Raw genomic sequence first — 12,412 nt, 5'->3', positions numbered from 1 at the left:
AACATAACGATACATTTGTATGATAAATACTTTAATATGGCTGCAAAAGACATAAAGTTTAATACAAAGACAATACACGGTGGTCAACAACCAGATGAAGCCTATGGGGCGGTAATGCCTCCTATTTATCAAACTTCTACATATGCACAGACTACACCAGGTGGGCATAAGGGGTATGAGTATTCTCGTAGTGCTAACCCTACAAGAACTGCCTTAGAAAATTCATTGGCAAGCATAGAAGGTGGTGAGTTTGGTTTGGCTTTTGGTAGTGGGTTAGCGGCAATAGATGCAGTAATGAAATTATTAAAGCCAGGTGACGAAGTAATTTCAACCAATGACCTGTATGGTGGGTCTTATAGAATTTTTAAAAAGATTTTTGAAAACTTTGGTATAGTATTTCATTTTGTAGGTATGCAAAGTGCGGATGCAATTCAAGATAAAATCAATTCCAAAACAAAGTTGATTTGGGTAGAAACACCTACGAACCCTATGATGAATATCATAGATATAAAAGCAGTAGCCAATTTGATTAAGGATAAGGATATTCTCTTAGCGGTAGATAATACTTTTGCCACGCCTTATTTACAGTTACCATTAGAGTTGGGTGCAGACATTGTTATGCATTCGGCAACTAAATATCTTGGGGGTCATAGTGATACTGTTGTTGGTGCACTAATAGTTAAGGAGAAGGAATTAGCAGATAGGCTTTATTTTATTCAAAATGCAAGTGGTGCCGTGTGTGGGCCAATGGATAGCTTTTTAGTATTGAGAGGTATTAAAACATTACATGTACGTATGCAACGCCATTGTGAAAATGGAAGAGCAATAGCAGAATATTTAAAAAGTAACCCAAAGGTTGAAAAAGTATATTGGCCTGGTTTTGAGGACCATCCCAATCATAAAGTTGCAAAAGAGCAAATGAAAGATTTTGGGGGTATGATTTCTTTCGTGCCCAAAGGAAGTAGTTATAACGATACAATTAAGATTGTAGAGCAGCTACGCATATTTACATTAGCAGAGTCTTTGGGTGGGGTAGAAAGCTTAGCAGGTCATCCGGCAAGTATGACCCATGCAAGTATTCCAAAGGAGGAACGACTAAAAAGTGGAATAGAAGATTCGTTAATTAGATTGAGTGTTGGTATTGAAGATGTTAATGATTTAATAGCAGATTTAGAGCAAGCGATAGGATAATTGCCTAAATGTTAAATTATGTGTAGTAAGAATAGGTAGTTTGTTGCCAAAACAACAATTTATATCGATTTTTAAAAAAATAAGCAATCAAATTACACAAATAGCATAATTTTGACGTTATATTTTGAAATCAATAATTTAAATAAGTGTAAATAGCTTTATGGAGAATAAAATAAAAGCATTTATGGATGAGGTTATCGCCAGAAATGGTCACGAACCAGAATTCATACAAGCGGTGCAAGAAGTTGCAGAAACTGTTATACCATATATTGCAAATCAAGACATATATAATGGTAAGAACATTCTTTTAAGAATGGTTGAGCCAGAGCGTTTAATCTCTTTTAGAGTTGCGTGGGTAGATGATGACGGTGAAATACATGTAAACCGTGGTTATAGAATACAAATGAATTCGGCCATAGGTCCATATAAAGGTGGTTTACGTTTTCACCCAACCGTAAATGCTAGTATACTTAAATTCTTAGCTTTTGAGCAAGTATTTAAAAATAGCCTTACAACACTGCCAATGGGTGGTGGTAAAGGTGGTTCTGATTTTGATCCAAAAGGAAAATCTGATGATGAGGTAATGCGTTTTTGCCATGCTTTTATGTTAGAATTAAATAGACATATTGGTCCTAATACAGATGTACCTGCTGGTGATATAGGTGTTGGTGCTCGTGAAATTGGGTTCCTTTTTGGTATGTACAAAAAGATACGTAACGAGTTTACCGGGGTATTAACTGGTAAAGGGCTTTCTTGGGGTGGTTCTAAAATTAGACCAGAAGCAACAGGTTATGGTACCGTATATTTTGCACAAAGTATGTTGAAGACCAAAAACGAAAGTTTTGATGGTAAAACGGTAGTTATATCTGGTTCAGGAAACGTTGCGCAATTTGCAGCTGAAAAAGCTATTGTATTAGGTGCAAAAGTGGTAACACTTTCAGATTCTAGTGGGTATATTTATGATAAAGATGGCATTAATGATGAGAAGCTAGCTTTTGTAATGGATCTTAAAAACAACAGAAGAGGACGTATTTCTGAATATACAGATAAGTATACTTCTGCAGAATTTCACGCGGGTAAAACTCCTTGGGATGTTAAATGTGATATCGCATTACCATGTGCCACTCAAAACGAGTTGAATCAACAAGATGCTAAGAATCTATTGAGTAATGGATGTATGTGTGTTGCAGAAGGTGCAAATATGCCTTGTGATACAGATGCTGTTCATGAATTCAACAATGCAAAAATATTGTTTGCACCAGGTAAAGCATCTAATGCTGGTGGTGTAGCAACATCAGGTTTAGAAATGTCTCAGAATTCACTAAGAATTAGCTGGACACGTGAAGAGGTTGATGAGCGTTTAAAAGATATTATGGAAGATATTCATGATTCTTGTATTGAATATGGTAAAGAAGAAGATGGTTTCTGTAACTACGTAAAAGGAGCCAATATTGCAGGTTTCGTTAAAGTTGCCGATGCTATGTTAGCACAAGGGGTTATTTAGTATTAAATATATCTTTTTTATATATAATGCGAGGTTCTATTATGAAACCTCGCATTTTTTTATACCCTTTCGTCACCAAGCTCCAATCAACTATCTTTGTTGAAATAGATGTTATAATATGCAGGTAACGACAAAGGCGATAGTATTTTCTGCAATTAAATATGGCGACACAAGTCTTATTGTAAAAGCCTTTACAGCATCAGACGGTATTAAATCTTATTTGTTAAGAGGAGTTTTAGCTTCAAAAAAAGGGAAATTAAAGTCAGCCTATTTTCAGCCTTTAACGCAATTAGAAATTGTAGCGAACCATAAAAACAAAGGTACTTTAGAGACGATAAAAGAAGCAAAGGTGTCTTATCATTACCAAACACTTTATGCAGATATGGCTAAAAATGCCATGACATTATTTTTAGCAGAGCTTTTAGGCAATAGTATTCGAGAAGAGGAACAGAATGAGGATTTATTCGAATATCTTATAGCATCGTTACAATGGTTGGATATGAATAAAGATGTGGCTAATTTTCATCTGTATTTTATGTTGTCATTAACTCGGTTTTTAGGTTTTTATCCAGATGTATATCAGATAGATAAGCCGTATTTTGATTTGCTAGAAGGTGAGTTTGTAGCTATAGAATCATTGAATCCGATTCTTAGGGGAGAAAATATTTATTATTTCAAGACCTTCTTGGGCATAAATTTTGATGCAATGCATACCGTAAAGATGAAAAAAACCAATCGCCAAGAATTACTTAAATCCTTAATACTTTATTTTGAATTACACTTACAAGGATTCAGGAAACCAAAGTCGCTTGCCGTTTTAAATGAAGTTTTCAATACGTATGTATAAGTATCTGTTTGTAGCACTTTTTTTATGTAGCACTATTGTTAGTGCCCAGCAAATAACTGTCTTAGACGCGGATAGTGGTGAAGAGATTGCCAATGTTGCCGTATTTAACAAAGACAAGTCTAAAATTGCATTAACGAATTTTGACGGTGTTTTTGATGCAGCCGTCTTTATGGATAAAGAGCGCATTACCTTAAAGCATATTGGTTATCAAGAATTTAAAACAACCAGGCTACAATTACAGAGACAAGGTCATAAGGCTTTCTTGATTATGAAAGCGCAGCAACTGGATGAAGTGGTAATGTCGGTTTCTAAATGGGAGCAGCAAAAACGAGATATTCCAAATAGAATAATTTCTCTTGATGCCAGGTCAATTGCCTTTACTACACCACAGACGGCTGCAGATTTACTTCAAAATAGTGGTAAAGTATTTGTTCAAAAAAGCCAAATGGGTGGTGGTAGCCCTATGATTAGGGGCTTCGCTACAAATAGATTGTTATTGACAGTAGATGGGGTACGTATGAACAATGCGATATTTAGAGGAGGTAATGTGCAAAATGTAATATCAATAGACCCTTTTACCATTAAAAATACAGAGGTAATATTTGGTCCTGGATCGGTTATTTATGGGAGCGATGCTATTGGTGGGGTAATGAATTTCTATACGAACAAACCTATGCTGTCCCAGAATGATAGTATTTTATTGCATGGAAATACCAACTATAGGTTTGCCTCTGCCAATATGGAGAATACGGTACATGCAGATATTAATTTAGGAAAGAAAACATGGTCGTCGTTAACCAGTATTACTTATAATAACTTTAATGATTTGAGAATGGGTGCCCATGGTCCTGATTCTTATTTAAGAAATACGTTTGTTCGCACGGTAAATGGAGTTGATGAATTGGTGGAGAATAATTCACCAAAGAAGCAAGTGCCAACCGGTTACGATCAAATTAATCTAATGCAGAAATTCCTATATAAACCAAAGGCTAAGTGGGATTTAAATTTAGGTGCATATTACACTGAAACTTCAGACTATTCTAGATATGATCGTTTAATTAGACCAACGAGCGATGGTTTGGGCTTGCGCTCTGCAGAATGGTATTATGGACCGCAAAAATGGTTTATGGGTAATGCTCAATTACAGAAAAAGGGAGATGGTAAAGTATACGACGGTTTAAAATTAGGCTTGGCATATCAACATTTTGAAGAAAGCAGAATTAATAGGGATTTTCAAGATGAAGTAAGAAATACGACCAAAGAAAAAGTAGATGCAGTAAACTTTACTGTAGATTTCGAAAATAAAAAATTAGGTGATTTTAGGCTTTATTATGGTAGTGAGTATATCTACAATAAAATTGGATCCACCGGTTTTGATCTGAATATCAATACTAATGAAAGAACCGCGGCGGCATCGCGATATCCAGATGATTCATCATGGCAAAGTTTGGCAGGTTATGTAAATGGGGAATACAAGGCAAAACCAAATTTTACAATAATGTCTGGTTTGCGTTACAGTCACGTATGGGTCGATGCAATTTTTGATGATACTTTTTATGACTTTCCATTTGAAACAGCAGATTTAAGTACGGGAGCATTGACCGGTAGTATAGGTTTTAGCTGGTTTCCTAGAGCAAATCTCCAGGTTACACTAAACGGGTCTACCGGTTTTAGAGCTCCAAATATTGACGATGTTGGTAAAATTTTCGATTCAGAGCCAGGTTCTGTTGTTGTACCAAATACAGATTTAGAACCTGAGTATGCATATAATGTCGAAGTAGGAGTTCAGCGAAATATAAATGATAAGATTATTTTAAAAGGTACTGCTTATTATACCTATTTAGTAGATGCTTTGGTGCGTAGAGATTTTAGTTTCAATGGTTTCTCAGAAATAGAATATGGTGGTGAATTAAGTAATGTACAAGCCATTCAAAATGCAGCGAAAGCATATGTTTATGGATTTGAATTTGGAGTAGAAGCATATTTGACTGAGCAGTGGTCGTTATCTTCTAATTTAACGTTGACGGAAGGTATAGAAGAAGAAGATGACGGTACGGAAACACCTGCAAGACATGCGGCACCAACTTTTGGAGATTTTCATGTGGTATGGAAAAATCAAAGGCTGCGCACAGATTTGTTTATGAATTACAATGGGGAAATAGCTAATGATGATTTGGCAATGTCAGAGCAATCAAAAGAGTATATCTATGCTGTAGATGAAAATGGAAACCCATATGCACCATCATGGTATACTTTAAATTTTCGCTCTCAGTATGATATTACCAACCGTTTTAAGGTAACAGGTAGTTTAGAAAATTTTACCGATCAGCGATATAGAACATATTCTTCTGGTATAGTAGCGCCGGGAATAAATTTAATTATTGGTGTAGGGTATAATTTTTAAATAAAAAGACCCGCTATTAACGGGTCTCTTATAATTATAAAAAAAAGGTTATTGTTAGTGTTTAACCGCCTTCTTTACTTCGTCAGCTTTTTTTGCTGCTTGATCAGCTGCATCGTTAGCTGCTTTTTTTACATCATTACCTGCTTCTTTAGCAGCATCCATAGTATCCTCACCTGCTTTTTTAGCGGCATCCATACCTTCTTGACCAGCTTCCTTTACTGATTCAGCTGCATCTTCAGCAGCATCCATTGCATTTTCGCTTGCTTCTTTAGCAGCATCCATTGCACCTTCGCCAGCTTCTTCTAAATCTTGACCTGCTTCTTTTAACTCTTCTCCTGCATTTTCTAAAGCAGCGCCAGCTTCTTCAGTTGCAGATTTAGCTTTGTCGGCAGCATCTCTACATGAAACAGACATACTAAGTGCTAAAATTGCTAATGATCCTAAAATTACTTTTTTCATTTGTGTAAACGTTTAATGGTTAATTGTTCGGAGTTATATACGTAGAAATTTAACTTTTGGATGTTTAGCAGGTTAATAATTCATTTATTACATGGTTTAGAGGCATTTCAATGCTATTAATACGCTCCTTTTTGACCAAAATTTTATAATTTTGCAGCCTTTAAATCCCAGTACAATAAGCATTTCGTATGAAGTTCACAGAATATCAAGGATTGAATTTACCAAAGGTCGCAGAAGAAATACTTGACTACTGGTCAAAGAATGCCATTTTTGAGAAAAGTATTTCTTCCCGTGAGGGTAAGGATAGTTATGTATTCTATGAAGGTCCGCCGTCTGCAAATGGTATGCCTGGTATACATCATGTAATGGCTCGAACCATAAAGGATATTTTCCCTAGGTATAAGACCATGAAAGGCTTTCAAGTAAAACGTAAAGCTGGTTGGGATACGCATGGTCTTCCAATTGAACTTGGAGTTGAAAAAGAACTGGGTATTACAAAAGAAGATATCGGAGTAAAGATTTCAGTTGAAGAGTATAATGCTGCTTGTAAGAAAGCGGTTATGAGATATACGGATGTTTGGAATTCAATGACCGAACAAGTAGGGTATTGGGTAGATATGGAGGATCCGTACATTACCTACAAATCTAAATACATGGAAACCGTTTGGTGGCTGTTAAAGCAAATCTATTCAAAAGGTTTGATTTATAAAGGCTACACCATACAACCATATTCACCAAAAGCAGGTACAGGTTTAAGTTCTCATGAGTTAAACCAACCGGGTACGTACCAAGATGTTACAGATACTACGGTAACTGCACAGTTTAAAGCTGTAGAAGAAACATTGCCAGATTTTTTGCAGAACGAAGGCACTATTTATTTCTTGGCTTGGACTACCACACCTTGGACTCTTCCTTCTAATACGGCACTAACTGTAGGTTCTAAAATAGATTATGTATTAGTTGAGTCTTATAACCAATATACTTTTGAACCCATGAACGTTATTCTTGCCAAAAACTTGGTAGGTAAGCAGTTCTCAGGAAAGTTCAATGAAGTTTCAGATAAATCTGAATTGCTTGAATACACTTCTGGTGATAAAAAAATCCCTTTTTATGTTGTAAAAGAGTTTAAGGGTAAAGACTTATTAGGTATTAGGTATGAGCAGTTGTTAGATTATGTGCTTCCGTATGAAAATGCTGAAAATGCTTTTAGAATAATAGCTGGTGATTTCGTTACAACAGAAGATGGTACCGGAATAGTGCATACGGCACCTACTTTTGGTGCAGATGATGCCTTTGTAGCTAAACAAGCAGTACCGGAAATTCCGCCAATGCTAGTATTGGATGAAAACGCAAACTTGGTTCCTTTGGTCGATTTGCAAGGTAAGTTTAGACCTGAATTAAAAGAATTAGGTGGTAAGTATGTTAAGAACGAGTACTATGAAGATGGCGAAGCTCCAGAACGTTCTATAGATGTTGAAATTGCCATTAAATTAAAAGAAGAGAACAAAGCCTTTAAGGTTGAAAAATATGTACACAGTTACCCTAACTGTTGGCGTACGGACAAACCAATTCTATATTATCCATTAGATTCTTGGTTCATTAAAGTAACTGATGTAAAAGATCAGATGTTTGAGTTGAACAAAACCATTAACTGGAAACCAAAAGCAACAGGTGAAGGTAGATTTGGAAATTGGTTGGCAAACGCCAATGACTGGAATTTGTCTCGTTCAAGATATTGGGGTATTCCATTACCAATTTGGAGAACAGAAGATGGTAAGGAAGAAATAATCATTGGTTCTGTTGCGGAATTAAAATCTGAAATGAAAAAGGCTGTTGAGGCTGGAGTTTTAGAAAAGGATATTTATGCAGATTTCGTAGTGGACGATATGTCTGAAGAGAACTATGATAAAATAGATTTACATAAAAATATTGTTGACCAAATTACATTAGTTTCGGCTTCAGGTAAGCCGATGAAACGAGAAAGTGATTTGATCGATGTTTGGTTTGATAGTGGTTCTATGCCTTATGCCCAGTGGCATTACCCATTTGAAAATAAAGAGTTGATAGATGAAGGAAAGACATTTCCTGCAGATTTTATTGCAGAGGGTGTGGATCAAACTCGTGGTTGGTTCTACACATTGCATGCTATAGCAACAATGGTATTTGACTCGGTCGCATATAAGAACGTAGTCTCTAATGGTCTGGTTTTAGATAAAGATGGTAAGAAAATGTCTAAGCGATTGGGCAATGCCGTGGATCCTTTTGAGACTATGAACGCTCATGGTGCAGATGCCACAAGATGGTATATGATTAGCAATGCCAACCCTTGGGACAACTTAAAATTTGACACAGAAGGTATAGCAGAGGTTAAGCGTAAGTTTTTTGGAACCTTATATAATACGTATTCGTTTTTTGGTCTATATGCAAATTTAGACAAGTTTACATATGCCGAGGAAGACGTGCCAATGGCTCAACGTACAGAGATTGACCGTTGGATTTTGTCAGAATTGAATTCGTTAATAAAGATTGTAGACACGGCTTATGAAGAATATGAGCCTACCAAGGCAGCGAGAGCAATATCAGATTTCGTTCAAGAGAACTTAAGTAACTGGTATGTACGTTTGTGCAGAAGACGTTTCTGGAAAGGGGAATATGCTCAAGATAAAATTGCGGCTTATCAAACTTTGTATACCTGTTTAGATGTAGTTGCTAAATTGTCGGCACCGATTGCTCCGTTTTTTATGGATCGTTTGTATTTAGATTTAAATAAAGCAACCGTGAAAAAAGGATTTGAAAGTGTTCATTTGGCAGATTTCCCTGTAGCAGATGAAACCTTGATAGATACAAGCTTAGAGGTTAAAATGGAGAAAGCACAGACAATTTCGTCTTTGGTATTATCTATTCGCCAAAAAGAGAAGATAAAAGTCCGTCAACCATTGCAGAAAATTATGATTCCTGTTCTAGATAATAAGGACAGAGAAGAAATTGAAGCAGTATCAGAATTAATAAAATCTGAAGTTAACGTTAAGGAAATTCAATTGCTAGATGATGCATCTGGAATATTGGTAAAACGTATTAAGCCGAATTTCAAGACTTTAGGTCCAAAATTCGGAAAGGAAATGAAGCAAATTGCTCAAGTTGTTAACGGGTTTACTCAGAATGACATCCAAAAAATTGAGCAGGATGGCGAATTAACAATCGAATTAAATAATAAAAGTATTACTTTACAGTTACAAGATGTAGAAATCTCTTCGCAAGATATTGAAGGATGGATGGTGGCAACTTCGGGAAAATTAACCGTTGCTTTAGATGTTACCATCAATGAGGAATTAAGGAATGAAGGTGTTGCAAGGGAATTAGTGAATAGAATTCAAAACATAAGAAAAGATTCTGGTTTTGAAGTAACTGATAAGATTACGGTTAAAATTTTAAAAGACGGTTTTGTTGAAGTAGCTGTTCAGAATAATATTGAGTATATTAAAACGGAGACTTTAACAGCAGAATTGGTTTTTGAAGAAAAATTGGACGAAGGTGTTGAAATTACTTTTGACGAGGTGAACACAAAATTGTTTATTGAAAAACATTAAGAGATGGCAGAAGATTTAAAAGTGAGGTATTCTGACAAAGATTTGGCAGAATTTAAGGTATTAATCGAAGAGAAAATAGAAAAGGCTAAAAGTCATTTAGAGCTATTAAAAAGTGCTTATATGAATGATGGTAATAATGGTACAGATGATACATCGCCTACCTTTAAAGCTTTTGAAGAAGGTTCTGAAACAATGAGTAAAGAAGCTAATACGCAATTGGCTATTAGACAAGAAAAATTTATTCGTGATCTTAAGAATGCAATGCTACGTATAGAAAATAAAACATATGGCATTTGTCGTGTTACAGGAAAACTAATCAACAAAGAACGGTTAAAACTTGTGCCGCATGCCACGCTTAGTATTGAAGCTAAGAATATGCAATCATAATTAAAACGCCTTTAGGGGCGTTTTTTAATAGCTATATTTTGAAGAAGTGTTTACTGTATTTTCTGCTATTGCTTTGTTTGGGGCTTAATGCTCAAAAGAAAATTTACAATAAAATATTAGCAGATCATATAGGCTTAATACAAATAGATGCTACCAATTGCTACATTGTAGAAGTGCATACTAGCTTAGGGAACGAGATTAGCGTAGAGGCAGAAATAGAAGGCGAGTATAGTCAAGATTTAGGTTTAGAGGTTGTAACAAATGGTAATACATTGATTGTAGAAACAGGTTTTACACCAAGTTTTGAAAATCCTAATGATAAATTAAGTGCACATAAAGTAATTTCTATTTTGTTGAGGTTGAACATGCCTGTACATAAAAAGTTAGAAATCTTCGGTACTAATTCTAGAGTTGTCATAGATGGAGTATATAAAGAGCTTAACGTGTCCTTATCTGATGGCACTTGCTTGTTGAATAATGTAGATGCAGATGCTACGGTTAAATCGCAGAGTGGTAATATAAAAGTAGTCTCTGAGTCAGCTCAAATTAACGCTACAAGTAAATATGGCAAAGTATCTTTTAATTCTATTCCCTATGGAACATCTACTTATAAATTAGAAACTGTTACCGGAAATATAGATCTTAGTAAAACCGAATAATATTTATATTTTTGCGCTCATTGATTAAAGCCCATGAACATTAAAAAATCTGTACTATTTATTTTATTGATATTAATAATTGATCAATGGAGTAAAATTTATATAAAGACCCATTTTGTGTTGGGAGAATCTGTTGAAGTGTTTAACTGGTTTAAAATTCTTTTCATTGAAAATGAAGGAGCCGCCTGGGGAGCAAAGCTAAGTGATGTCTTACCTATATCAGATAATATAGGAAAACTAGTACTGACCGTTTTTAGGTTATTTGCAATTTTTGGCATTGGCTATTGGCTTTTTGATGTTATTAAGAAAAAAGCATCCAATACTTTGATTTGGGCAGTTTCATTAATATTTGCGGGAGCTTTGGGGAATATTTTAGATTCAGTCTTCTACGGTGCAATTTTCAATGAAAGTTATAATGAAGTAGCAACGCTCTTTTCTGATGAGCCATATGGTAAATTGTTTTATGGTAAAGTAGTGGATATGTTATATTTCCCAATGGTAGATTCTACGTGGCCCTCTTGGATGCCTATGGTAGGAGGTCAGAATTTTAGATTTTTTGAACCAGTATTCAATATTGCAGATACAGCAATAAGTACAGGTGTTGGTATTCTACTTGTTTTCAATAAACGTGCTTTTAACAAAGAGGAAGAAGTTGCTGTTGAAGCAAATGAAACTTTGCAAGATTAAGAAGTTCTAAAAGAGTAGGTCTTATAAGGGGTAACACAATAGTCTAACGGTATATCTGTTGGTGCAATATCATCTATTTTTTCCTCAGCTTCAAAAAATGATAGACCTATTTTTATGACATCTTTTCTACAATTTTTAAGAAAACGATCATAGTATCCTTTGCCGTATCCTATTCTATTTCCTGATTCATCAAAAGCTAAAAGCGGAATAAATATTACATCCAGTTTGCTAGTTTCAATGGTAATACCATCAACAGGTTCAGGTATATTTAAATTATTGGTTGTAAACTTTGTATTGTCAGTAAGTAGAAAGTGTTCCAGTTGAGTAGGTGAAATAACTTTTGGGACAATTACATTTTTATCCAAACCAAGAAGTATAGATATAATGCCTTCTGTATCTATTTCAGTCTTTTGCTCAATAGGTAGAAAAATATGGAAATATTGATTATTCCATATTGGCAATTGCAAAACTGAATTTGCAATTGCAATACTTTTAGATGATAATTCTTGGGTAGATAAGGAACTACGTAGCAGAGAATATTTTATGCGTAAATCTTTCTTCAGCATAGTGAAGAGAGTATAATGATATTATTTATCAAATTATTCTTTACCTGCAACAGCAAAAAATACCTTAAAAAATAACATTAAAATAAGATAAGTTCCCAAGGTGATGATATAACTGTCCATA

Annotated in this window: 10 protein-coding genes; 8 read left to right on the top strand and 2 right to left on the bottom strand. The window is 35.0% G+C overall.

What is annotated here, in order from left to right; translation table 11 throughout:
* Nucleotides 1-36: 36 nt before the first annotated feature.
* The 4 genes from BM296_RS02410 to BM296_RS02395 all read left to right on the top strand — a co-directional run bounded on the left by BM296_RS02410 (nt 37) and on the right by BM296_RS02395 (nt 5,946).
* Nucleotides 37-1,191 carry a cystathionine gamma-synthase gene (locus BM296_RS02410; RefSeq protein WP_091901188.1) on the top strand — a complete coding sequence of 385 codons (1,155 nt, stop codon included), beginning with the start codon at nt 37-39 and terminating at the stop codon, nt 1,189-1,191.
* 160 nt (nt 1,192-1,351) lie between these two features.
* Nucleotides 1,352-2,695, top strand: a complete 1,344-nt coding sequence (gdhA, locus tag BM296_RS02405; protein WP_027065753.1) for an NADP-specific glutamate dehydrogenase — start codon at nt 1,352-1,354, stop codon at nt 2,693-2,695.
* 118 nt (nt 2,696-2,813) lie between these two features.
* Entirely contained in the window at nt 2,814-3,542 is a 729-nt protein-coding gene (gene recO / locus BM296_RS02400) for a DNA repair protein RecO (protein ID WP_027065754.1), read from the top strand.
* The gene (locus BM296_RS02395) at nt 3,517-5,946 is read left to right on the top strand and encodes a TonB-dependent receptor plug domain-containing protein (protein ID WP_091901186.1); all 2,430 of its coding nucleotides are present in this window, start codon (nt 3,517-3,519) and stop codon (nt 5,944-5,946) included. The genes recO and BM296_RS02395 overlap by 26 nt, the downstream gene beginning before the upstream one ends.
* 54 nt (nt 5,947-6,000) lie before the next feature.
* Here BM296_RS02395 and BM296_RS02390 read toward each other — a convergent pair whose 3' ends face one another.
* A complete protein-coding gene (locus tag BM296_RS02390; RefSeq protein ID WP_091901184.1) occupies nt 6,001-6,405 on the bottom strand; it encodes a hypothetical protein in 405 nt (134 codons plus the stop codon).
* Nucleotides 6,406-6,593: 188 nt separating this feature from the next.
* Between BM296_RS02390 and ileS the strand changes: the two genes are divergently transcribed.
* The 4 genes from ileS to BM296_RS02370 are packed head-to-tail and all read left to right on the top strand — an operon-like array spanning nt 6,594 to nt 11,725.
* Complete coding sequence (ileS, locus tag BM296_RS02385; protein ID WP_027065757.1) at nt 6,594-9,992, top strand: isoleucine--tRNA ligase; 3,399 nt, start codon at nt 6,594-6,596, stop codon at nt 9,990-9,992.
* Nucleotides 9,993-9,995: 3 nt separating this feature from the next.
* Complete coding sequence (locus BM296_RS02380) at nt 9,996-10,379, top strand: TraR/DksA family transcriptional regulator (protein WP_027065758.1); 384 nt, start codon at nt 9,996-9,998, stop codon at nt 10,377-10,379.
* 38 nt (nt 10,380-10,417) lie between these two features.
* Entirely contained in the window at nt 10,418-11,038 is a 621-nt protein-coding gene (locus BM296_RS02375; protein WP_143099034.1) for a DUF4097 family beta strand repeat-containing protein, read from the top strand.
* Nucleotides 11,039-11,071: 33 nt separating this feature from the next.
* Nucleotides 11,072-11,725 carry a lipoprotein signal peptidase gene (locus BM296_RS02370; RefSeq protein WP_091901180.1) on the top strand — a complete coding sequence of 218 codons (654 nt, stop codon included), beginning with the start codon at nt 11,072-11,074 and terminating at the stop codon, nt 11,723-11,725.
* Here BM296_RS02370 and BM296_RS02365 read toward each other — a convergent pair.
* Nucleotides 11,722-12,291, bottom strand: a complete 570-nt coding sequence (locus BM296_RS02365) for a 5-formyltetrahydrofolate cyclo-ligase (protein ID WP_091901178.1) — start codon at nt 12,289-12,291, stop codon at nt 11,722-11,724. The genes BM296_RS02370 and BM296_RS02365 overlap by 4 nt on opposite strands.
* Nucleotides 12,292-12,412 lie beyond the last annotated feature (121 nt).

It is taken from the genome of Maribacter stanieri (assembly GCF_900112245.1).
Lineage (GTDB): Bacteria > Bacteroidota > Bacteroidia > Flavobacteriales > Flavobacteriaceae > Maribacter > Maribacter stanieri.
This window is presented reverse-complemented; position numbering and strand designations above follow the sequence as displayed.